This window comes from Streptomyces sp. NPDC126510, from assembly GCF_040302345.1.
Classification (GTDB): Bacteria; Actinomycetota; Actinomycetes; order Streptomycetales; family Streptomycetaceae; genus Streptomyces.
Genome location: NZ_JBEORR010000013.1, coordinates 113882 through 136013, shown reverse-complemented (window position 1 = coordinate 136013; position 22132 = coordinate 113882). Strand labels below are relative to the sequence as shown.

17 protein-coding genes and 1 pseudogene are annotated in these 22132 nt (G+C 71.7%); 10 read left to right on the top strand and 8 right to left on the bottom strand.

The features are described from left to right. Positions 1 to 152 precede the first annotated feature (152 nt). The 3 genes from ABTX60_RS20410 (at position 153) to ABTX60_RS20400 (ending at position 2431) form a co-directional block, all read left to right on the top strand. A complete protein-coding gene (locus ABTX60_RS20410) occupies positions 153 to 812 on the top strand; it encodes a TetR/AcrR family transcriptional regulator (protein WP_352098407.1) in 660 nt (219 codons plus the stop codon). A 4-nt stretch (positions 813 to 816) separates the two neighbouring features. Further along, positions 817 to 1116 carry a DUF8847 domain-containing protein gene (locus tag ABTX60_RS20405; protein WP_352098406.1) on the top strand — a complete coding sequence of 100 codons (300 nt, stop codon included), beginning with the start codon at positions 817 to 819 and terminating at the stop codon, positions 1114 to 1116. A 106-nt stretch (positions 1117 to 1222) separates the two neighbouring features. Beyond that, positions 1223 to 2431, top strand: a complete 1209-nt coding sequence (locus ABTX60_RS20400) for a C40 family peptidase (protein WP_352098405.1) — start codon at positions 1223 to 1225, stop codon at positions 2429 to 2431. Here ABTX60_RS20400 and ABTX60_RS20395 read toward each other — a convergent pair. The 5 genes from ABTX60_RS20395 to ABTX60_RS20375 are packed head-to-tail and all read right to left on the bottom strand — an operon-like array spanning position 2395 to position 8561. Beyond that, a complete protein-coding gene (locus ABTX60_RS20395; protein ID WP_352098404.1) occupies positions 2395 to 3657 on the bottom strand; it encodes a styrene monooxygenase/indole monooxygenase family protein in 1263 nt (420 codons plus the stop codon). The genes ABTX60_RS20400 and ABTX60_RS20395 overlap by 37 nt on opposite strands. Positions 3658 to 3669: 12 nt before the next feature. Further along, positions 3670 to 4317, bottom strand: coding sequence for a GTP-binding protein (locus ABTX60_RS20390; protein WP_352098403.1), 648 nt, complete (start codon positions 4315 to 4317; stop codon positions 3670 to 3672). Next, positions 4298 to 4720: a DUF742 domain-containing protein gene (locus ABTX60_RS20385; RefSeq protein WP_104784842.1), complete on the bottom strand. Its 423-nt coding sequence runs from the start codon at positions 4718 to 4720 to the stop codon at positions 4298 to 4300. Before ABTX60_RS20385 ends, ABTX60_RS20390 begins: the two co-directional genes overlap by 20 nt. Further along, the gene (locus tag ABTX60_RS20380) at positions 4717 to 5241 is read right to left on the bottom strand and encodes a roadblock/LC7 domain-containing protein (RefSeq protein ID WP_352098402.1); all 525 of its coding nucleotides are present in this window, start codon (positions 5239 to 5241) and stop codon (positions 4717 to 4719) included. The genes ABTX60_RS20385 and ABTX60_RS20380 overlap by 4 nt, the downstream gene beginning before the upstream one ends. Continuing rightward, positions 5238 to 8561, bottom strand: a complete 3324-nt coding sequence (locus tag ABTX60_RS20375; RefSeq protein ID WP_502992356.1) for a sensor histidine kinase — start codon at positions 8559 to 8561, stop codon at positions 5238 to 5240. The genes ABTX60_RS20380 and ABTX60_RS20375 overlap by 4 nt, the downstream gene beginning before the upstream one ends. Positions 8562 to 8917: 356 nt before the next feature. On the opposite strand from ABTX60_RS20375, the gene ABTX60_RS20370 reads away from it, so the two are divergent. Next, on the top strand, positions 8918 to 9703 hold the full coding sequence (locus ABTX60_RS20370; protein ID WP_352098400.1) for a protein phosphatase 2C domain-containing protein: 786 nt from the start codon (positions 8918 to 8920) through the stop codon (positions 9701 to 9703). A 192-nt stretch (positions 9704 to 9895) separates the two neighbouring features. On the opposite strand, the gene ABTX60_RS20365 is transcribed toward ABTX60_RS20370, so the two are convergent. Both ABTX60_RS20365 and lon read right to left on the bottom strand, forming a co-directional pair. Continuing rightward, positions 9896 to 10387, bottom strand: a complete 492-nt coding sequence (locus ABTX60_RS20365) for a MarR family winged helix-turn-helix transcriptional regulator (protein ID WP_104784851.1) — start codon at positions 10385 to 10387, stop codon at positions 9896 to 9898. Positions 10388 to 10577: 190 nt separating this feature from the next. Further along, positions 10578 to 13002: pseudogene (lon, locus tag ABTX60_RS20360) on the bottom strand (endopeptidase La). 174 nt (positions 13003 to 13176) lie between these two features. Here lon and ABTX60_RS20355 point away from each other — a divergent pair. Continuing rightward, positions 13177 to 13836, top strand: coding sequence for a GNAT family N-acetyltransferase (locus ABTX60_RS20355; protein ID WP_352098399.1), 660 nt, complete (start codon positions 13177 to 13179; stop codon positions 13834 to 13836). Positions 13837 to 13889: 53 nt separating this feature from the next. Here ABTX60_RS20355 and ABTX60_RS20350 read toward each other — a convergent pair whose 3' ends face one another. After that, on the bottom strand, positions 13890 to 14687 hold the full coding sequence (locus ABTX60_RS20350; protein ID WP_352098502.1) for a rhomboid-like protein: 798 nt from the start codon (positions 14685 to 14687) through the stop codon (positions 13890 to 13892). A 170-nt stretch (positions 14688 to 14857) separates the two neighbouring features. Here ABTX60_RS20350 and ABTX60_RS20345 point away from each other — a divergent pair, with 170 nt between their 5' ends. From ABTX60_RS20345 to ABTX60_RS20325, 5 genes are all read left to right on the top strand, one after another. Further along, the gene (locus ABTX60_RS20345; RefSeq protein ID WP_352098398.1) at positions 14858 to 15535 is read left to right on the top strand and encodes a spermine/spermidine synthase domain-containing protein; all 678 of its coding nucleotides are present in this window, start codon (positions 14858 to 14860) and stop codon (positions 15533 to 15535) included. A gap of 135 nt (positions 15536 to 15670) precedes the next feature. Beyond that, the gene (locus ABTX60_RS20340) at positions 15671 to 16411 is read left to right on the top strand and encodes a response regulator transcription factor (RefSeq protein WP_030851757.1); all 741 of its coding nucleotides are present in this window, start codon (positions 15671 to 15673) and stop codon (positions 16409 to 16411) included. Then, on the top strand, positions 16408 to 17517 hold the full coding sequence (locus ABTX60_RS20335) for a HAMP domain-containing sensor histidine kinase (RefSeq protein ID WP_352098397.1): 1110 nt from the start codon (positions 16408 to 16410) through the stop codon (positions 17515 to 17517). The genes ABTX60_RS20340 and ABTX60_RS20335 overlap by 4 nt, the downstream gene beginning before the upstream one ends. A 280-nt stretch (positions 17518 to 17797) precedes the next feature. Further along, positions 17798 to 21652: a multifunctional oxoglutarate decarboxylase/oxoglutarate dehydrogenase thiamine pyrophosphate-binding subunit/dihydrolipoyllysine-residue succinyltransferase subunit gene (locus ABTX60_RS20330; protein ID WP_352098396.1), complete on the top strand. Its 3855-nt coding sequence runs from the start codon at positions 17798 to 17800 to the stop codon at positions 21650 to 21652. An 84-nt stretch (positions 21653 to 21736) separates the two neighbouring features. Next, entirely contained in the window at positions 21737 to 21916 is a 180-nt protein-coding gene (locus ABTX60_RS20325; protein ID WP_023586593.1) for a DUF6104 family protein, read from the top strand. The last annotated feature ends 216 nt before the right edge of the window (positions 21917 to 22132 follow it).

Below are 22132 nucleotides of genomic sequence, written 5' to 3'. Positions count from 1 at the left end.
CCGGCGCGGCCCCTACCCCCACCCCGCGCAAGGCGAAGACGCGTACCCCCACCCACCGCCAGGCGAAGACACACCCGCGACGCAAGACGAAACCAGCCGCACCGCATGACCACCGCTACGCAGCCCCCAGCCCCCCGATTACGCTGCGAGGCATGACACCAGCCGCCCCCACCCCCGCCTACCGGCGACTCAGCGTCGAGGAACGCCGCAGTCAGCTGCTCGCCTCGGCGCTGGACCTCTTCGCCCACCGCGCCCCGGAGGAGGTGTCCCTCGACGACGTGGCGGAGGCGGCCGGGGTCTCACGGCCGCTGGTGTACCGGTACTTCCCGGGCGGCAAGCAGCAGCTCTACGAGGCCGCCCTGCGCTCCGCCGCCGACGAACTCCAGCACTGCTTCGACGAACCCCGCGAAGGCCCGCTCCTCCCCCGTCTGTCCCGCGCCCTCGACCGCTACCTCGCCTTCGTCGACCAGCACGACACCGGCTTCAGCGCCCTCCTCCAGGGCGGCAGCGTCGTGGAGACGTCCCGCACCACCGCCATCGTCGACGGTGTGCGCCGTGTCGCCGCCGAGCACATCGTCAGCCACCTGGGCGTCACCGGCGCCGGTCCCAGCCTGCGCATGACCATCCGCATGTGGATCACGGCTGTGGAGGCCTCGTCGCTCATCTGGCTCGACGAGGACAAGCAGCCCCCCGCCGGGGAGCTGCGCGACTGGCTCGTCGAGCAGTTCGTGGCGATGCTGACGGTGACCGCCCGCCGCGACCCGCAGACCGACGCCCTGGTCCGGGCGCTCGCCGAGGATCCCCGACACTGATCCCGTGAGAAGCGAAGACACCCCCTTCGAGGGCGGCCCCATGGACGGCAGGGTCCTGCCCGTCCTCCTCGGCATCACCGGCCACCCTCCCAAGACGTACCGCATCCCCGTCCCGGACCCCGACGGCGGACCGGACACCGTGCTCGTCTACCGCCGCGTCCCCCGGGGAGCGGGCAGGGTCGGCCTGTCCAACCGCTGGAAGTACACGTACGCCCCGGAGGGCGTCCCGCCCCGCCGGCTCAACTGGCCCTGGTCGAAGCCAGCCGCCACGCCGCCCGGCAAGCCGGACGACGCCGACGGGTGACCCCGTTGCGCCGAACCGCGCACACCCGCCGCGCGCGGCGCACGGACCCGCCTGATCCTCACGGTGTCCGGCGGCACCACGCCGCCCCCGCAACGGAGGTGATGGCATGTCAGGAAAGCTGCTGCGTCTGGTCTGCATCGCGGCGACGGCGGCCGGAACCGCCTGGGCCCCCGTCCCGGCCACGGCCGTCCCCGAGCCGGACACGGAACAGCGACAGGTCGCGGCTCTCCTGACGGATCTTCAGGGGCTGTACCGGAAGGCCGAGGAGGCCACCGAGGCCTACAACGCCACCGAGGAGAAGCTGAAGAAGCAGCGCGCCGCCACCGACCGGCTGGACCGCGCCCTCGCTCGCGCCCGGCTCTCCCTGCACGACAGCCGGGGCGCGGCCGGCCGGCTGGCCCGGCAGCAGTACCAGAGCAGCACCGACCTCTCCCCCTACGTACGCCTGCTCCTGGCCCGCGATCCGCAGCACGCGATCGAGCAGGGCCATGTGATCGGCCGGCTCGCGCAGGAGCGGGCCGGCACCGTCACCCGGCTGTCCGGCAAAGAACGCAAGGCCGACGAACTGGCCCGCAAGGCCCGCACCGCGCTCGACCGGCAGCTCGCCCTCACCGAGCGGCGCAGGAAGGTACGCGACGAGGTCCGCACCCGCCTCCACGACGTCGAGGAGCTGCTCGCCTCCCTCAGCCGCGAACAGCTCACCGAACTCGCCGCCTTCGAGCGGAGAGGCATCGCGAAGGCCCAGGAGAAGTTCATGGCGTCCGGCGCGCTCGGCAGCGAAGCAGCCGTCGACGACAGCGGCGAGAACGGCGAGCGCGCCGGCACCGGCGACACCGTCCGCACGCCGTCGTCCGAGGGCGGCCGGGCCGTGCACTACGCCGTGCGGCAGATCGGCAAGCCGTACGAGTGGGGCGCGGAGGGCCCGCGGACGTACGACTGCTCGGGGCTGACCTCGCAGGCGTGGGCCGAGGCCGGGACGCCCGTCCCCCGGACCAGCCAGGAGCAGTGGGAGCAGCTGGAGCGGATTCCGCTGGACGAACTGCGCCCCGGCGACCTGGTCGTGTACTTCCCGAAGGCCACCCACGTGGCGCTGTACCTCGGCGACGGCCTGGTCGTCCACGCACCCCGGCCGGGCGCGAAGGTCAAGGTCTCACCGATCGCGGCCAACCCGGTCCTGGGTGCCGTACGGCCGGACCCGGGCGGGGAGCCCCTGCGGCGCTACGAGCCGCCGGAGCTCCCCGAGGGTGCCACGGACGGGTCCGACGAGGGCTACGACGGTTACGCGGCGCCCGCGCCGGACACCTCGGCCAGGTAGGCCTGCGTCTTGTCCGGGTCGTAGAAGAAGTTCTCGAAGTCGGCCGGGTTGTCGAATCCGCCTGCGAAGCGGTCGGCGACCGGCTGGAGCTCACCGGCGGCGCCGATGAGGTTGAGGATGTGCTCCGGCGGCGGCGCGAGCATCGCGTTGGTCCACTTGGTGACGTGCTGGGCGGTGTTCCAGTAGCGGTCGAAGGTGGCGCGCATCCACTCCTCGTCGAACGGCTTGTCGCCGTGCTCGACGATCGAGGAGAGGTACGCGGCCGCGCACTTGGACGCCGAGTTGGAGCCCTGTCCGGTGATGGGGTCGTTGGCCACGACGACGTCCGCCACGCCCAGCACGAGCCCGCCGCCGGGCAGACGGCCGATCGGGTTGCGGACGGTGGGGGCGTAGCGGCCGGCCAGCGTGCCGCCGGCGTCGGTCAGCTCGACCTTGGTGGCCCGCGCGTACTCCCAGGGGACGTACCGCTCCATGAGTTCCAGGGTCAGGGAGAGGTGCTCCGCGGGGTCCTTCACGCCGTTGAAGGCGTCGAGCGGGCCGCCGGGTATGCCCTCCCAGAACAGGATGTCGGCGCGACCGGAGGTGGTCAGGGTCGGCATGACGAACAGCTCGCCGACGCCCGGCACGAGGTTGCAGCGGACCGCCTCGGTGCCCGGGTGCTCGGGGCGCGGGCCCAGGCCGTGGACGTACGACACGGCCAGCGCGCGCTGCGGCTCGCTGTAGGGGGAGCGCTCGGCGTCGCGGCCGAACATCTGGACCAGCTCGCCCTTGCCGGCCGCGACGAGCACCAGGTCGTAGGTGCGGGAGAAGTAGTCGAGGTCGCCGACGGCCGCGCCGTGGATGACGAGCTGGCCGCCGCGCTGGGCGAACGTCTCCATCCAGCCGGCCATCTTCACGCGCTGGTCGACGGACTGGGCGTAACCGTCGAGCCTGCCCAGCCAGTCGATGGCGCGGGCGGCGGGGCCTTCGGCCCAGGAGCCGGGGGCGGCGACCGAGACGCCGAGTCCTTCGATCTTCGGGGCCTGGGACTCCCAGAAGTTCAGCTGGAGATCGCGCTCGTGCTGCAGGGCCGTGTGGAACATGCACTGCGTGGACATGACCCGGCCGGTGCGGATCTCGTCCGCCGTCCGGTTGGACATCAGGGTGACCTCGTACCCCTGTGACTGGAGGCCGAGAGCGATCTGGAGCCCGGACTGACCGGCTCCGACGACGAGTATCTTCCGCATGCGGGCTGTCCTCTACTCGGGGGTTTCGTCGAGCGCGTGGCCCACGAGGGCCAGGAGGGTCTCGATCACGGAGATCCGGCGACGCGCGTCCATGATCATGACAGGTATGTGTCGCGGGATGGTCAGGGCCTCCCGCACGTCCTCCGGCTCGAAGAGCTCACTGCCGTCGAAGTGGTTGACCGCGACGACGTACGGCAGCCCGGAGCTCTCGAAGTAGTCCAGGACCGGGAAGCAATCCTTGAGGCGCCGGGTGTCGGCCAGGACGACCGCGCCGATCGCGCCGCGCACGATGTCGTCCCACATGAACCAGAACCGCTGCTGGCCCGGCGTGCCGAACAGGTAGAGCACCAGGTCGTCGTCGAGCGTGATGCGCCCGAAGTCCATGGCCACGGTGGTGGTGGACTTGCCCGGCGTGGCGGTGAGGTCGTCGGTCGCCTCGCTCGCCTCGGTCATCAGCGCCTCGGTCTGCAGGGGCGTGATCTCCGAGACGGAGGTGACCAGCGTGGTCTTGCCCACGCCGAAGCCGCCCGCCACCACGATCTTCGTGGCTATGGGGGCACGGGTGCGGTCCGTCTCCCAGGCGTGCATGTCGTCGTCCGGCCGGCCGAACGGGGAGGAACCAGAGACGCCGTGAGCGGCGTCAGAGACGACGGAGTCCACTCAGCACCCTTTCCAGCAGAGCCCGGTCCGGGCGGCCCGTGCCATGGCCGGTGCCCGTTCCGTACACACGGATCTTTCCCTGGTCCGCGAGGTCGCTCAGGAGCACGCGGACCACGCCGAGCGGCATCTTCAGCAGCGCGGCGATCTCGGCCACCGTACGCATCCGGCGGCACAGCTCGACGATGGCCCTCAGCTCCGGCATGACGCGGGTGGAGAGATGACCGTTCGTCAGTTCCCTGCGCTCCTCCGGGGCGTCCAGCGCGGCGGTGCTCGCCACGAACGTCTCCACGAGGAGGACGTGGCCGAACCGGGTGCGGCCGCCGGTGAGCGAGTAGGGGCGGACGCGGGCGGGTTTGCGGTCACCGCCGCGGACCGGGAGGTGCTGCTTGGGCGTACTGCTCATCGGGCACTCCCCGTTGTCTGGGAATCCTCCAGGGACTTCCGGAGCTCGCTGCGGAGTTCCGGAGTCAGGACGTGACCGGCGCGGCCGACGAACAGGGCCATGTGGTACGCCACCACGCTCATGTCGCAGTCCGCGGAGCCGTGGACGCCGAGCAGCGAGCCGTCGCTGATCGACATCACGAACAGGCTGCCCTCGTCCATCGCGATCATCGTGTGCCGGACGCCGCCGAAGTCCATCAGCCGGGCGGCGCCGATGGTGAGGCTGCCGATGCCGGAGACGATGGTGGCCAGGTCGGCGGCGGAGCCGCGCGGGCCGGTGCGGCGGGTGCCGCGGGCCTGCAGGGCCTCCCTGGCCTCCTTGTTGCGGTGGTCGTCGGAGGAGAGCAGGAGCAGTCCGTCGGACGAGACGACCGCGACCGAGAGGATGCCGGGCACCTCCTCGACGAGGTTGGTCAGCAGCCAGTGCAGGTTGCGGGCCTCACTGCTCAGTCCGATCAGTCCGGAGGTACTGGGAGCGGTCAACTGCTTGCCTCCTCGACTGTGCCCCCCGTGGATTCTTCGGATCCAGCTGGTCGTGCTGCGCCGGTGGACGGCCGCTGGTGCGAGGCCGTGCTTTCGGCGATCTCCGCCTCCACGTCGCGGTACCCCGCCTGGGCGCCCTGGCGGAAGCCGCCGAGGCGGCGGCGCAGGGCTTCGGCGTCGACGGAGCCGCTGCGCTGGCGCGGGGCGGTGGTCTGCGCGGTGATCTTCGGAGTGCGCTTGGGGAGGCCCTTGTCGGTGACGCGGTCCTCCTCCTCATCGGGCACGCGCTCGTGCTCCGGGCTCTCGTCCAGGTCCACGCCGCCCGTGCGGCCCCCGCCGCCGGACGCGGGCTGCCCATGCGGGCCGGTCTCGCCCGTACGGAAGGCGGCCTCGGGCGCGGGCTGCCCGAACAGGCTGGTCTCGCCTGTGCGAGTGGCGGCTTCGTGTGGCGAGGCGGCTTCGGCCGGGTCCTGCCCGTGCCGGTCGGTCTCGGCGCCGTCGGCCGCGGGTCCGTGCCCCGCCGGGTCCGGCTCTCCCGCCTGCGCCGGGATCAGCAGCTCCATCGTGGTCTCCGCAAAGGATTCCACGGGTGCGGCGGTCTCGTCCGGGTCGGCGTGCGGCCTCGCCTCGGGGTCTGCCGCAAGTTCGCCGGGCGCCGGCTCGCCGGACGTCGCCGGGTCGGGATGGGCGGCGGGGTCGGTCTCTGCCGGGGACCCGTGGGCGGCCGCATCGCCGGGCACCGCCCGGGAGGCGTGGGCCGTGGGGTGGGGCCCTGCCGCGGACACCCGGGGGGCCTGGTCGCCGGGCCCTGCCGGGGAGGCGTGGTCGGCCTGATCGGCGGGCGCCACCGGGGCGTCCGGCGCCACCGGGGCGGCTCCCGGCTCGGCGTGTGCCCCCGGCTCGCCGGACGCCGCCGACCCGGTCGGGGTCGCCGGGGTTGCCGACCCGGAGGGCTCCGGCACCTCCAGCCTCCTGGGCGCTTCGGACGGCTCGGGCGCCACCGCCGGTTCCGGCTCCCCGGCCGGTTCCGGGCGACGGGCGGCTGTCGTGCTCTCCCCCGCTTCGTCCTCGCGTACCGCCTTCTCCGCCAGGGCGACCAACGGGTCGTCGCCGGAGGCGCGGCCGTGCAGGACGTTGGAGTTGGCCTCGGCGTCGGCGCCCGGGAAGGAGTAGGAGTGGGCCGTGCCGGTGAGGGGGCCGGCGGTCGGTACCGCCGCGGGCGGGGCGGGGGCGAGGAGCGTGCGCGGCAGGACGACGACCGCCGCGACACCGCCCTGCTTCTGCTCGCGCAGCTGGACGCGCACGCCGTGGCGGTGGGCGAGCCGGGCCACGACGTACAGGCCGAGTCCTAGACCGTCCTCGCCCTCCTGGTCGTAGGGCGCCTCGGGGTCGAAGTCGGCGAGGCGCGAGTTGAGTCGCTCCAGCCGCTCCTCGGTCATGCCGATGCCCTCGTCCTGGACGGAGAGCATGACCTCGCCGTTCTCCAGCAGCCAGCCGGAGATCTCGACGGGCAGGTCCGGCGGGGAGAACGAGGTGGCGTTCTCCATGAGTTCGGCCAGCAGGTGGGAGAGGTCGTCCGCGGCGAACCCGGCGATGTGCGCGTGCGGCGGCAGCGCGGCGATCCGGACCCGCTCGTACCGCTCGATCTCGCTGACCGCGGCACGGACGACGTCCACCAGCGGCACCGGTCCGGCGGCGTGCTGGACGTGCTCGGTACCGGCCAGGACGAGGAGGTTCTCGCTGTGCCGGCGCATGACCGTGGCGAAGTGGTCGAGCTTGAAGAGCGTGGCGAGCCGGTCCGGGTCCTGCTCGCGCTCCTCCAGGTTCTCGATGACGGCCAGTTGCCGCTCGACCAGGCCGAGGGTACGCAGGGCGAGGTTGACGAACGTCCCGCCGATGGCCGTGCGCAGCCGCTCCAGCTGGGCTGCGGACTCGGCGAGTTCGCCCCGCAGTTCCTCGCGCGCGTCGGCCATCTTCTGGCGCTGCCCGACGAGGTGCTTGCGGTCGGACTCCAGCGTGGTGATCCGCTCGGTGAGGGCGGCCGCGTGCGCGTGCAGGGCGTTGACGGAGCGGACGGCCTGGGCGAACTCGTCGTTGCGGCCGGTGAACCTCACCGGCTCCTCGGCCGCCGGGTCGTCGGCCTCGGCGAGGCGCTTGGAGCCCAGGCGCAGGACGGCGAGGGGGCGGGTGAGGCTGCGGGCCATGCCCGTGGCGACGCCGACGGCGAGCAGCATGAGGGCGCCGAGCACGGCGATGCGGATCTCCAGCGCGGTGACGTCGTCGTCGCGCAGCGCCTCGAGGTCCTTGGTGCGGCGGTCGTAGAGGGCCGACTCCACGCCGCGCATCAGGTCGACGCGGGCGGACAGGGCCGCGTCCAGCCTCTTGGTGCTGGTGGCGAGGTCGGTGCGGGAGAGCGTCGGCTGGTCGGTCAGGGTGGCGAGGTACTTGTCGGCGGAGTTGACCTCGGTGCCGGTGACCGTGGAGTCGAAGGAGGCGCGGGCCGGCTTGGGCGCGCTGTCGCGGAAGTCGGCCAGGGCCGCGTCGGAGCGCAGCCGGGCCTGCTGGGCGGCGGCGCTGAGGGCGTCGCGCTGCCGGGTGCCGGCGTCCGAGGAGGCGGAGGTCTGGGTCGGCAGACCGGTGACGGGGTCGATGACCGTCTCGGTGCTGCGCGGCACGCTCAGCGCGGCGAGCAGCAGCCCGCGGGCCGCGGCGGCCTGCTGGACGGCGGAGTCCAGCTCGGCCAGCGCGTAACCGCCGGCACCCGCGCGCGGCGGGGTCCGCTGCGCCAACTGCTCGGCGAGGTCGTGGAGTTCGGTGATGGCGCGGGAGTACGCCTGGTGCGCTTCGAGGGCGCTGCTCTTGCCGGTGAGCGCGGCCCTGCGCACGGCCGCTATGCCGTCGAGGTCCGAGCGGAGCGCGGCGGGCGTGTCGGTATCGGAGCGCAGCTCCTCGACCTGCCGGTCCACCCGGGCGCTGCGCTGCTCGGAGGGCGCCTTGGACTTGGGGCGCCCGGCCGCGATGTAGGAGGTGACGTCGTCCCGTTCGTCGGCGAGGGAGTGCGCGAGGGCGAGCGCGTCCTGCGTCTGCTCCGCGAGCGTCACCAGTGACTGGGAGTCGTGGAGTTGCCCGGAGGCGGCCAGGACGGACGGGGTGCCGGCCCCCGCGATGGCCGCGGCGACCACGGCCACGGCCACGATCAGCCGGTTGCGCACGTGCGTGGGGCGGCCCGTGCCGGTGGGGGGCGTCGGCTCAGCGCCCTGAACGGGGGCCTTCTGCTTGCCTGTGCGACGAGGCCGCGTCTTCTGCACCGGTGCTCGCATTCCTGACTCGTGAACCCTTGGGCCCGGATGACGCTCCGTCAACTGGTGCGTACTCCCGGTACACTTCCCGACCCTCCCAGCGCCGGTGGGCAGCGCACGCGCATCACCTGACCCGCCACCCGAAGGAGTGAACCCCGGAGGGGAGTTGAGGGGCAAGTTCCGCAGGCCCATGCAGCGACCTTGCGCGGCAGGCCGGTTGGACGACGGCGACGGCCGGTGGCAGTATTCGCCACCACGCCTTCCCGGAACAAATCATTCCATCCCAAACCTGGCGTCTGACCTGCGCGACTGCGCCGGTCGGGCAACCATTGCCGGTCTCCTGCGAGCGTTGTGAAGGGCTCGTGCAGACTGGCTGGATGCGCACTGAACTCGCCTCGGAGCCGGGAGACGCCGACCGCCCCAACGAGGACTTCGCCGCTGTCGGGCTACCGGCCTCGGGGCAGGGCGGTTCGGTCGTCGTCCTGGACGGGGTCACGCCACCGAGGACCGGGACGGGCTGTCTGCATTCCGTTCCCTGGTTCACCGCACGCCTCGGTGGAGCACTGACCGAACTGACCGTTTCACTCCCGGATGTTCCCCTGGTCGACGCCTTGTCCCACGCCATCGCGCGTACCTCCGAGGCGCACGCCGCAACCTGTGACCTTTCTCACCCTCGAACTCCTCAGGCGACGGTGGTCACGGCCCGATGGAATCCGGACACGGTGGAGTATCTGGTCCTGTCCGACTCGGCCCTGCTCCTGGAATCGCCGGACGGTGTGGTGACGCCCCTCCTCGACGACCGGCTGGCCCTGCTCCCCCGCTCGGCGCTGGCCACGGACGCGCTGGTGGACTCCACGCTCCGCAACATGGAGGGCGGCTTCTTCACGGCGGCCGCCGACCCCTCGGTGGCGGCCCGGGCGGTGACCGGAACCGTGCCCCGCCGCGAGGTCCGGGCCCTGGCCGCGCTGACGGACGGCGCGACGCGCTGGGTCGAGCGGTTCGAGGAGGGCGATTGGACGGACTGCTTCCGCCTCGTCCGCAAGGAGGGCCCCCAGGCCCTGGTCGACCGCGTCCGGGCGCTGGAGCGGTCGGACGCCGCCACGACGTTCCTGGGCCGCGGCAAGAGGCACGACGACGCGACGGTGGTGTTCGCCGAGTTCTAGACGGCTGCCCGCATTCCGGGCGACCGCGACCGGGGGCTGCTTCTCGTCCAGTGCCTGCTTCTCGACCGGGACCTGCTTCTCGTCCAGGGCCTGCTTCTCGACCGGGACCTGCTTCTCGTCCAGGGCCTGCTTCTCGACCGGGACCTCGTCCAGGGCCTGCTTCTCGACCAGGACCTACCTCTCGACCGGGGCCTACTTCTCCATGCCGCGGTTGAGCTGGTTCAGCAGCCGGGCCAGTTCCGTGACCTCGCGGGAGTCCCAGTCGGCCAGGCGGCCGGCGTAGCGGGCGCGGCGGGCCTCCCGGACCCGGCGGACGCGGTCGTGGCCCTCCTGGGTGAGGGCGACGAGCCAGGCGCGTCCGTCGGCGGGGTCGGGCTCGCGCGCGACCAGCCCGAGTTCCTCCAGGGCGCGCAGCTGGCGGGACATCGTCGCCTTGCCGACGCCGATGTAGGCGGCCAGCTCGGTGGCCCGCTGCTTCCCGTACTCGTCCAGCCGCACGAGCAGGCCGTACGCGGACGACTCCAGGTCGGGGTGGACCTCGCGGGCCATCTCGCCCTGGCTGGCCCGGGCGCGCCGCAGCAGTACGGTCAGCTCACGCTCCAGCGCCAGGAAGGCGGGCTGGTCCACACCGGTTCCGGCCACACCGGCGTCGCGGTGTCCGTCGTCGTTGCCGCCCTCGTGCACGTCAGCCCCTGCCTCGGTCGTCGCCCGGTCGTGGAACGCCGGTACCTGAATTTTCCGCCACCTGCTGCCATCACCGCAGTTCGGCAAGTATTCCGCAGGTCAGGGCGTCCGTGTCCACAGGGCCACCACACGGTGAAGGCCCGGGCCTCCCTCAGGAGAACCCGGGCCTTCCCTCATCCGATGACCTCCGTCACGCGGCCACCGGAACCTCCGGCGTGGCACCCGCGGTGGCGGGCGCGAGCGCCAGCTCCAGGACCTGGCGGACGTCGGTGACGGCGTGGACGTCGAGCTTGTCCAGCACCTCCGCCGGGACGTCGTCCAGGTCGGGCTCGTTGCGCTTGGGGATGATCACCGTGGTGACCCCCGCCCGGTGCGCGGCGAGCAGCTTCTGCTTCACGCCGCCGATCGGCAGGACCCGCCCGGTCAGCGAGGTCTCGCCGGTCATCGCCACGTCCGTGCGGACCAGCCGGCCGGACAGCAGGGACGCGAGGGCCGTCGTCATGGTGATGCCGGCGCTCGGACCGTCCTTGGGGACCGCGCCCGCCGGGAAGTGGATGTGCACGCCCCGGTCCTTCAGGTCGGCCACCGGCAGTTCGAGCTCGGCGCCGTGGGAGCGCAGGAAGCTCAGCGCGATCTGTGCGGACTCCTTCATGACGTCGCCCAGCTGACCGGTCAGGGTCAGTCCGGCCGCGCCCGTCTCCGGGTCGGCCAGGGACGCCTCGACGTACAGGACGTCACCGCCCGCTCCGGTCACCGCGAGGCCGGTCGCCACGCCGGGGACGGACGTCCGCCGCTCGGCCGGGTCCTGAGCGGACTCGGGCACGTGGTGCGGTCGGCCGATCAGGTCGCGCAGGTCCTCGTCCCGGACGGTGAAGGGCAGCTTCCGCTCCCCCAGTTCGTGCTGGGCGGCGACCTTGCGCAGGAGCCGTGCGACGGACCGCTCCAGGGTGCGCACGCCCGCCTCGCGGGTGTACTCCCCGGCGAGCTTGCGCAGTGCGCCCTCGTCGATGGCCACCTCGTCCTCGCCGAGCCCGGCCCGCTCCAGCTGGCGCGGGAGCAGGTGGTCACGGGCGATGACGACCTTCTCGTCCTCGGTGTAGCCGTCCAGGCGGACGATCTCCATCCGGTCGGCCAGGGCTTCCGGGATCGCCTCCAGGACGTTGGCGGTCGCGAGGAAGACGACGTCGGACAGGTCCAGCTCGACCTCGAGGTAGTGGTCCCGGAAGGTGTGGTTCTGCGCCGGGTCGAGCACCTCGAGGAGGGCGGCGGCGGGGTCGCCCCGGAAGTCCGAGCCCACCTTGTCGATCTCGTCGAGCAGCACGACGGGGTTCATCGACCCGGCCTCCTTGACGGCCCGGACGATCCGGCCCGGCAGCGCGCCGACGTACGTACGCCGGTGGCCGCGGATCTCGGCCTCGTCGCGGACGCCGCCGAGGGCGACGCGGACGAACTTGCGGCCCATGGCGTGGGCGACGGACTCGCCCAGGCTGGTCTTGCCGACGCCGGGCGGTCCGACCAGCGCGAGCACGGCACCGCCGCGCCGCCCGCCGACGACGCCCAGCCCTCGGGCGGTACGCCGCTTGCGCACCGCCAGGTACTCGGTGATCCGCTCCTTCACGTCCTCCAGGCCGGAGTGCTCGGCGTCGAGGACGGCCTGGGCGCCCTGGATGTCGTAGGCGTCCTCGGTGCGCTCGTTCCACGGCATCTCCAGGACCGTGTCGAGCCAGGTGCGGATCCAGGAGCCCTCGGGCGACTGGTCGGAGGACCGCTCCAGCTTGTCGACCTCCTTGAGGGCGGCCTCGCGGACCTTCTCGGGCAGGTCGGCGGCCTCCACGCGGGCGCGGTAGTCGTCGGACTCCTCGCCCTCCTGCTCACCGTTGAGCTCGCGCAGCTCCTTGCGCACGGCGTCCAGCTGACGGCGCAGCAGGAACTCGCGCTGGCTGCTTGTCGACGCCCTCCTGGACGTCCTTGGCGATCGACTCGGCCACGTCCTGCTCGGCGAGGTGGTCGCGCAGCTGCTGGGTGGCGAGCTTCAGCCGGGCCACCGGGTCGGCGGTCTCCAGCAGTTCGACCTTCTGGTCGGTGGTCAGGAACGGCGAGTAGCCGGAGTTGTCGGCGAGCGCCGAGACGTCGTCGATGGCCTGGACCCGGTCGACGATCTGCCAGGCGCCGCGCTTGCGCAGCCAGGCGGTGGCGAGGGCCTTGTACTCCTTGACCAGTTCGGCGACCTGACCGGGCAGAGGCTCCGGAACGGTGTCGTCGACGCTGGTGCCCTCGACCCAGAGGGCCGCGCCGGGGCCCGTGGTCCCCGCACCGATCCTCACCCGCCCGCGGCCGCGGATCAGCGCCCCCGGATCGCCGTCGGCCAGCCGTCCGACCTGCTCGACGGTGCCGAGCACACCGGTGTTCGCGTACGTCCCGTCGATGCGTGGCACTAGGAGTACCCGGGGCTTACCGGGCGTTGACCGGGCAGCGGCCTGGGCGGCCTCCACCGCGGCGCGGACCTCGGAATCGCTCAGGTCCAGCGGGACCACCATCCCGGGCAGCACGACCTCTCCGTCGAGCGGCAGCACGGGCAGGGTGAGCGGTGTGAACGCCGTGGACTCAGCAGCCATGATCTCCCCTTCGGCAGTCAAGTTGAGTTATGTCGACTCAATGCGTGGGGGGCTCGGGATGTTCCCCATCCGCTGTTCGCTGTCAGCGATCATCGGTGTCACCGGGAGCGGGAGGGCGCGTAGGCTCCCCATCGGTAATAGACGTAAAGCCATTGCAGCCATTACGGGGGACGCGTGGACGGAACCGTGCAGGCATGGGTGAACGGGTGGGTCGTGTCGCGCGGGGCCGCGCCGCCCACGGCCGAGCCGTGGGGCTGGACGATCGACATGGGCCTGTACGGGCACGTCACACGGCACGTGTTCGGCGCGACGGGTGAGGACCTCGACGAGACGACCGTCCGCAAGGTGGCCGGCGCGGTGACCGGGCACGGCGTGTGGCTGAAGGCCTTCCGGGACCCGTCGGTGGTCTCCGGCTGGCTGGACGACAGCTGGTGGATCGACCCCGAGCCGGGCTACCTGATGACCGTCCCCCTGGCGGCGGAGGACGCCCCGGCCGCCCCGGACGGCTACCGGCTGCGCGAGTGGTCACGCGGCGGGGTCACCCGTCTGATGGTGGCCGCGCCGGACGGGTCCCTGGCGGCGCGGGGCCAGATCGCCCCGAGGGGCGAGACCGCCGTCGCCGACCGGATCGAGACCGCCCCCGAACACCGCCGCAGGGGCCTGGGCAGCCTCGTCATGAGGACGCTGCAGAACTCCGCCGCCCGGCAGGGGGCGCGGACCGGCGTCCTGGCCGGGACACCCGCGGGGCGAGGGCTCTACGAGGCGCTGGGCTGGGGCGTGGTGGCCACGCTGACCAGCGCCCGGCACGACCCGCCGGCCTCCGCCCTGGCCTGAGGGGCCGCCCGGAGCCCGGAGAGTCGTGCCGGGCGACCTGAAGGGCCGCGCGGTCAGGCCCCGGCCACGCCCAGGCGCGCCGCGTACCAGCGCCGGACCACCGGCCAGGTCGCGACCCCGATGCCCAGCGCGATGAGGTGCCCCCAGTTCGTCATCGGATCGGCGTAGGCGAGCAGGTCCTGGAGCAGCATCCAGCCGAACCCGGCCAGCAGTGGCAGACGCTGCCACAGCGGCAGCAGACCGGCCAGGGCGCCGATGCCGGCGGCGACGCCGAAGCTGACGCCGTAGTCGAGACGGTGCAGGGAGCTGTCGGGGAGGTGCCCGGCCAGGACCGCGAGGCCCACCGGGACCTCGGTCGCGAGGGTGGCGAGGACATGCCCGAGCAGGAAGACGCCGGCCGTGCGCGCGCCTCCGATCCGCCGTTCCAGCGCGGTCAGCACCAGCACGAAGGCCAGGGCGAACGGCGAGGTCACCCCGCCCGCGACCCACAGGGCGCTGCCTACCAGCACCAGCTCCGGCGTGCGCACCAGGTGCGTCACATCCGTGCTGGACCCCTGGAGCAGGGCGTGCACGAGCGCCGGATCCGCGTGCGCGGCGATCAGCGAGGTGAGGCAGAGGAGGAGCGCGTACCCGAAGGTGAACGGCGTACCGGTGGGGGTGGGGAGCAGCCGCCAGGGGCGCAGTCGCCGCCGGGACCCTGCCGTCGGACCGGGCTGCCGTACTTCCGCGACCGCCCGCTCACCCGGACCCCGCTGCCGGGGCACCCCGTCCAGCAGCCCCGGCACGTGGGTGTCGGGCGCACCCGTCGGCGTCGGCGCGGCCGTCCCTGGGGGCGGCGCGGTGCGTTCCACCACGGGCACTCCTTCCGTCACGTCCCAGCCTTCGCTCCGGACACTCCGCTGTCTGTGACCCTCGCCACGCGAGAGCCGATTCACAGCAACCCGAAAGCCCCGCCCCGCGTCCCCCCGGGGCCCGGCGAAATGCCAGGCGCCATTCCCTCCGCCCCTGCCAGGATGCCCCCATGCCTTCCTCGTATGACATCCCCGACGTCCTGGACCGACGCGAGGGCCCCCACGGTGAGGTGGTACTGCGGCGGCACGGTGACCGGCTGGAGATCATCGCCAACGGCTGTTTCCTGATGGACACCTCCGACGGCCGCTCGGAGCGGCGGCTGGTCGAGGCGGCGCTGGACGCCCTGACCGGCCGAAACCGCCCCGACGTCCTGATCGGCGGGCTCGGCGTGGGCTTCTCCCTCGCGCACGCCGCGGCGGACCCCCGCTGGGGGCGGATCACCGTGGTGGAACGCGAGCCCGCGATCGTCGAGTGGCATCGCGACGGCCCGCTGTCAGCGCTTTCCGCCGCGGCCCTGACCGATCCCCGCACGCACATCGTCGAGGCCGATCTCGTCGCACACGTCAATGAGACTTCCGACACGTACGACGCCCTGTGCCTCGACATCGACAACGGGCCCGGCTGGACCGTCACCGAGGGCAACGGAAATCTCTACCGGAACGCCGGACTGGCAAGCTGCGCAAGGGTGTTGAGACCCGGCGGGGTTCTGGCCGTCTGGTCCGCCCAGCCGTCTCCGGAATTCGAAGAAACCTTGCGGAATGCCGGGTTCCAGCAGGTGCGTACCGAAGAGATCCCGGTTGCCCGGGGCGTTCCGGACGTCGTGCACCTTGCCATCCGCCCTGGATAGCAAAGGCGTACTGACTCCCCGTACGCTGCTCCCCTGACGCCGATCATTCAAGCGTCAATCGCAACCATGCGCAGGCATAGCCAGTCAGAAGGAATCACCCCACTGATTCCGGAAAGCACACCCCAGGGGCGGGCGATGGAGCAGACACAGACCTCCCACAACGGTTCGGCGACGGCTACTCCGGGCGCGCAGCGCCGGGTCCTGGTGGTCGAGGACGACGCGACGATCGTGGACGCCATCGCGACCCGCCTGCGGGCCGAGGGATTCCTCGTGCAAACAGCGGGCGACGGCCCGGCCGCGGTCGACACGGCCGAGGCGTGGCAGCCCGACCTGCTGATCCTCGACATCATGCTGCCCGGCTTCGACGGCCTGGAGGTCTGCCGGCGTGTGCAGGCCGCCCGCCCCGTGCCGGTGATGATGCTCACCGCGCGCGACGACGAGACCGACATGCTGGTCGGCCTCGGGGTCGGCGCCGACGACTACATGACCAAGCCGTTCTCGATGCGGGAGCTGGCGGCGCGCGTGCACGTCCTGCTGCGCCGGGTGGAGCGGGCCGCCATCGCGGCGGCCACCCCCCGCTCCGGCATCCTGCGCCTCGGCGAACTGGAGATCGACCACGCACAGCGCCGGGTCCGGGTGCGCAGCGAGGACGTCCACCTCACGCCCACCGAGTTCGACCTGCTGGTGTGCCTGGCCAACACCCCGCGCGCGGTGCTCTCCCGTGAGCAGCTGCTCGCCGAGGTCTGGGACTGGGCGGACGCCTCCGGCACCCGCACGGTCGACAGCCACATCAAGGCCCTGCGCCGGAAGATCGGCGCGGAGCGGATCCGCACGGTGCACGGCGTGGGTTACGCCCTGGAGACCCCGACGCCATGAGCGGCGGGCCGGCCGCACGGAGAAACCCCGGGGAGAACCCCTGGGGCGGGGTGAGCCCGTTCTCGATCAAGACCAAGCTGGGTGCGCTGGTCGTCATCTCGGTGCTGATCACCACCGGTCTGTCGGTGATCGCGGTGCACACCAAGACGGAGCTGCGCTTCATCACGGTCTTCTCGATGATCGCCACGCTTCTCATTACGCAGTTCGTAGCCCATTCACTCACCGCGCCGCTGGACGAGATGACGGCGGTGGCCCGCTCCATCTCCCAGGGCGACTACACCCGCCGCACGCGGGAGAACCGCCGTGACGAGCTGGGCGACCTGGCCGTGACGATCAACGCCATGGCCGACGAGCTGGAGGCCCAGGACAGCCAGCGCAAGGAACTCGTGGCGAATGTCTCGCACGAACTGCGCACGCCCATCGCGGGTCTGCGCGCGGTGCTGGAGAACATCGTCGACGGCGTCACGCAGGCCGACCCGGAGACCATGCGCACGGCCCTCAAGCAGACCGAGCGCCTCGGGCGGCTGGTGGAGACGCTGCTGGACCTGTCCCGCCTGGACAACGGCGTCGTACCGCTGAAACAGCGGCGGTTCGAGGTGTGGCCGTACCTGTCCGGCGTACTGAAGGAGGCCAACATGGTCGCCTCCGTACGCGCGGGCATCGCCACCGGCTCGGGCAGTCACACCCGTACGGACGTCCATCTGCACCTCGACGTCCATCCACCGGAGTTGACCGCGCACGCCGACCCGGAGCGCATCCACCAGGTCGTCGCCAATCTCATCGACAACGCGGTCAAGCACAGTCCGCCGCACGGCCGGGTGACGGTCAAGGCGCGGCGCGGCGCCCTGCCGGAGTCGCTGGAGCTGGAGGTCCTGGACGAGGGCCCCGGCATTCCCAAGTCCGAGTGGCACCGCGTCTTCGAGCGCTTCAACCGCGGCAGCGCCAAGCGGCCGCAGGGGCCGGGCAGCGACGGCGGCACGGGTCTCGGCCTGGCCATCGCCCGCTGGGCGGTGGACCTGCACGGGGGCCGGATCGGAGTGGCCGAATCCGAACGGGGTTGCCGGATTCTTGTCACTCTTCCGGGACTGTCATCTGTGCCAAGTTGACGTAAAGTTCGAAGCGGAGCCACAAGATCCACGGGCGTCCGCGCTGACGGACACGTGTGATCAGGCACGGGCCCGCGCCATCGGCGCCCTGGGCCTCCCCTGCTCTTGCCTCATAAAGCGGAACCACGCTTGTTTCCCGCCATTTCAAGCCCCGAAACACGGTTCCAGATGTGATGTGCACGACGTTGAACGGGCCCGGCCTGACCTTCCCCCTCCGAGGGGCGTAGCCTTGATTCCCGCTGTCCATCATCTTGTGAAGCGGAAGAGGGCGGTTGCCGCCGTGTCGCCACAGTCCCCCAGTAACTCGAGCATCTCGACCGACACCGACCAAGCGGGGAAGAACCCTGCCGCGTCGTTCGGTGCCAACGAGTGGCTCGTCGACGAGATCTATCAGCAGTACCTCCAGGACCCGAATTCGGTAGACCGAGCCTGGTGGGACTTCTTCGCCGACTACAAGCCAGGGGCGGCTGCCGCCCCGGCTCCGGCGGGTACCGCGGCCGCGGGGGCCGCGGGGACCACCACCGCTCAGACGGCCGCCCCGGCCGCTCCCGCCCAGGCCTCCGCCCCGGCGGCCGAGAAGCCCGCCGCAGCGCCGGCCCCCGCCCCGGCTCCGGCCCAGGCGAAGCCCGCCGCGCAGGCCCCGGCCCCCGCGCAGGCCGCCGCCCCGGCCAAGGCCCCCGCTCCGGCGCAGGCCGCCCCGGCCGCGAAGCCCGCCGCCAAGCCGGCTGCCGCGGCGAAGAAGGCCGAACCCGCCGCCGAGGCCCCCTCGGGCCCCGAGCAGGTCGTGCTGCGCGGCCCCGCCGCCGCGGTCGCCAAGAACATGAACGCCTCCTTGGAGGTGCCCACGGCGACGTCCGTGCGCGCGGTCCCGGTGAAGCTGCTGTTCGACAACCGCATCGTCATCAACAACCACCTGAAGCGCGCCCGGGGCGGGAAGATCTCCTTCACGCACCTGATCGGCTACGCGATGGTGCAGGCCATCAAGGCCATGCCGTCGATGAACTACTCCTTCGCGCAGAAGGACGGCAAGCCCACCCTGGTCAAGCCGGAGCACGTCAACTTCGGCCTCGCCATCGACCTGGTCAAGCCCAACGGCGACCGCCAGCTCGTGGTCGCGGGCATCAAGAAGGCCGAGACCCTGAACTTCTTCGAGTTCTGGCAGGCCTACGAGGACATCGTCCGCCGCGCCCGCGACGGCAAGCTGGGCATGGACGACTTCACCGGCGTGACGGTCTCCCTGACCAACCCCGGCGGCCTCGGCACCGTCCACTCCGTGCCGCGGCTGATGCCCGGCCAGTCGGTGATCATGGGCGTCGGCTCCATGGACTACCCGGCGGAGTTCCAGGGCACGTCCCAGGACACGCTGAACAAGCTCGGCATCTCGAAGGTCATGACGCTCACGTCGACCTACGACCACCGGGTCATCCAGGGCGCCGCCTCCGGCGAGTTCCTGCGGATCGTCGCGAACCTGCTGCTCGGTGAGAACGGCTTCTACGACGACATCTTCGAGGCGCTGCGCATCCCCTACGAGCCGGTCCGCTGGCTCAAGGACATCGACGCCAGCCACGACGACGACGTCACCAAGGCCGCCCGCGTCTTCGAGCTGATCCACTCCTACCGGGTCCGCGGCCACGTCATGGCCGACACCGACCCGCTCGAGTACCAGCAGCGCAAGCACCCCGACCTGGACATCACCGAGCACGGGCTCACGCTGTGGGACCTGGAGCGCGAGTTCGCCGTCGGCGGCTTCTCCGGCAAGTCGATGATGAAGCTGCGCGACATCCTCGGCGTCCTGCGCGACTCGTACTGCCGCACCACCGGCATCGAGTTCATGCACATCCAGGACCCGAAGCAGCGCAAGTGGATCCAGGACCGCGTGGAGCGCCCGCACTCCAAGCCGGAGCGCGAGGAGCAGCTGCGCATCCTGCGCCGCCTGAACGCGGCCGAGGCGTTCGAGACGTTCCTGCAGACGAAGTACGTCGGCCAGAAGCGCTTCTCCCTGGAGGGCGGCGAGTCCGTCATCCCGCTGCTGGACGCCGTGCTGGACTCGGCCGCCGAGTCCCGCCTGGACGAGGTCGTCATCGGCATGGCCCACCGCGGCCGCCTGAACGTCCTCGCCAACATCGTCGGCAAGTCGTACGCGCAGATCTTCCGCGAGTTCGAGGGCAACCTCGACCCGAAGTCGATGCACGGCTCGGGTGACGTGAAGTACCACCTGGGCGCCGAGGGCACCTTCACCGGTCTCGACGGCGAGCAGATCGCGGTCTCCCTGGTCGCGAACCCCTCGCACCTGGAGGCGGTGGACCCGGTCCTGGAGGGCGTCTCGCGCGCCAAGCAGGACATCATCAACAAGGGCGGCACGGACTTCACCGTCCTGCCGGTGGCGATCCACGGCGACGCGGCCTTCGCGGGCCAGGGCGTGGTGGCCGAGACCCTGAACATGTCGCAGCTGCGGGGCTACCGCACCGGCGGCACGGTCCACATCGTCATCAACAACCAGGTCGGCTTCACCGCGGCCCCCGAGTCCTCGCGTTCCTCCATGTACGCGACGGACGTGGCCCGCATGATCGAGGCCCCGATCTTCCACGTGAACGGCGACGACCCGGAGGCCGTGGTCCGCGTCGCGCGGCTCGCCTTCGAGTTCCGCCAGGCGTTCAACAAGGACGTGGTGATCGACCTCATCTGCTACCGCCGCCGCGGTCACAACGAGTCGGACAACCCGGCCTTCACCCAGCCGCTGATGTACGACCTGATCGACAAGAAGCGCTCGGTGCGCAAGCTCTACACCGAGTCCCTCATCGGTCGCGGCGACATCACCCTCGAAGAGGCCGAGCAGGCGCTGCAGGACTACCAGGGCCAGCTGGAGAAGGTCTTCACCGAGGTCCGTGAGGCCACCTCCCAGCCGGGCACGGTCGAGTCCACGGACCCGCAGGCCGAGTTCCCGGTCGCCGTGAACACCGCGGTGACCACGGAGGTCGTCAAGCGGATCGCCGAGTCCCAGGTCAACATCCCCGACAACATCACCGTGCACCCGCGTCTGCTGCCGCAGCTGCAGCGCCGGGCGTCGATGGTCGAGGACGGCACGATCGACTGGGGTATGGGCGAGACCCTCGCCATCGGTTCCCTCCTGCTGGAGGGCGTCCCGGTCCGTCTGGCGGGCCAGGACTCGCAGCGCGGTACGTTCGGCCAGCGCCACGCGGTGATCATCGACCGCAGCACGGGCGACGAGTACACGCCGCTGCAGTACCTCTCCGAGGACCAGGCGCGGCTGAACGTCTACAACTCCCTCCTCTCCGAGTACGCGGCGATGGGCTTCGAGTACGGCTACTCGCTGGCCCGCCCCGAGGCGCTCGTGATGTGGGAGGCGCAGTTCGGCGACTTCGTCAACGGCGCCCAGACGGTCGTGGACGAGTTCATCTCGTCGGCCGAGCAGAAGTGGGCCCAGACGTCCGGCGTCGTCCTGCTGCTGCCGCACGGCTACGAGGGCCAGGGCCCGGACCACTCCTCGGCCCGCCCGGAGCGCTTCCTGCAGATGTGCGCGCAGAACAACATGACGGTCGCCATGCCGACGTCGCCGTCGAACTACTTCCACCTCCTGCGGTGGCAGGTGCACAACCCGCACCACAAGCCCCTGGTGGTCTTCACGCCGAAGTCGATGCTGCGCCTGAAGGCCGCGGCGGCGAAGGCGGAGGAGTTCACGACCGGCCAGTTCCAGCCGGTCATCGGCGACGCGTCGGTGGACGCGGCCGCGGTCAAGAAGGTCGTCTTCTGCGCCGGCAAGGTCTACTACGACCTGGAAGCCGAGCGTCAGAAGCGGGGCGTCACGGACACGGCGATCATCCGCATCGAGCGCCTGTACCCGCTGCCGGGTGCCGAGCTCCAGGCGGAGATCAAGAAGTACCCGAACGCCGAGAAGTACCTGTGGGCCCAGGAGGAGCCGGCGAACCAGGGTGCCTGGCCGTTCATCGCGCTCAACCTGATCGACCACCTGGACCTGGCGGTCGGCGCGGACGTCCCGCACGGCGAGCGGCTGCGGCGCATCTCGCGCCCGCACGGCTCGTCCCCCGCGGTGGGTTCCGCGAAGCGCCACCAGGCCGAGCAGGAGCAGCTGGTGCGTGAGGTGTTCGAGGCGTAATCGCCTCGCGCGTTCCGCGTGGCCGGGCCGCATCCCCACTCCGGGGGTGCGGCCCGGCCGTTTTCGCGCACCTATCCTTGAGGCATGTACTTCACGGACCGTGGCATCGAGGAACTGGAGAAGCGGCGCGGCGAGGAGGAAGTCACCTTCGAGTGGCTCGCCGAGCAGCTGCGGACGTTCGTCGATCTCAACCCCGACTTCGAGGTGCCGGTGGAGCGGCTGGCCACGTGGCTGGCGCGGCTGGACGACGAGGACGAGGAGTAGGGGCGGCTCCGGCAGCTGCGAGGACGACGCGCAGAGACGGGTACCGGCCGCTGCGAGGACGACGCGCACGGGCCCTCCGGCGGCTACGAGAACGATGCGTAGGACCGGCTCCGGCGGCTACGAGGACGACGCGCAGAGACGGGTACCGGCCGCTGCGAGGACGACGCGCACGGGCCCTCCGGCGGCTACGAGAACGATGCGTAGGACCGGCTCCGG

What these genes read in the sequence shown, in the direction of transcription:
- ABTX60_RS20375 (WP_502992356.1), bottom strand. Translation starts at nt 8,561, where the DNA reads ATGCGAGCACCGGTGCAGAAGACGCGGCCTCGTCGCACAGGCAAGCAG.
- ABTX60_RS20385 (WP_104784842.1), bottom strand. Translation starts at nt 4,720, where the DNA reads ATGAGCAGTACGCCCAAGCAGCACCTCCCGGTCCGCGGCGGTGACCGC.
- ABTX60_RS20340 (WP_030851757.1), top strand. Translation starts at nt 15,671, where the DNA reads ATGGAGCAGACACAGACCTCCCACAACGGTTCGGCGACGGCTACTCCG.
- ABTX60_RS20335 (WP_352098397.1), top strand. Translation starts at nt 16,408, where the DNA reads ATGAGCGGCGGGCCGGCCGCACGGAGAAACCCCGGGGAGAACCCCTGG.
- ABTX60_RS20400 (WP_352098405.1), top strand. Translation starts at nt 1,223, where the DNA reads ATGTCAGGAAAGCTGCTGCGTCTGGTCTGCATCGCGGCGACGGCGGCC.
- ABTX60_RS20370 (WP_352098400.1), top strand. Translation starts at nt 8,918, where the DNA reads ATGCGCACTGAACTCGCCTCGGAGCCGGGAGACGCCGACCGCCCCAAC.
- ABTX60_RS20395 (WP_352098404.1), bottom strand. Translation starts at nt 3,657, where the DNA reads ATGCGGAAGATACTCGTCGTCGGAGCCGGTCAGTCCGGGCTCCAGATC.
- ABTX60_RS20410 (WP_352098407.1), top strand. Translation starts at nt 153, where the DNA reads ATGACACCAGCCGCCCCCACCCCCGCCTACCGGCGACTCAGCGTCGAG.
- ABTX60_RS20325 (WP_023586593.1), top strand. Translation starts at nt 21,737, where the DNA reads ATGTACTTCACGGACCGTGGCATCGAGGAACTGGAGAAGCGGCGCGGC.
- ABTX60_RS20345 (WP_352098398.1), top strand. Translation starts at nt 14,858, where the DNA reads ATGCCTTCCTCGTATGACATCCCCGACGTCCTGGACCGACGCGAGGGC.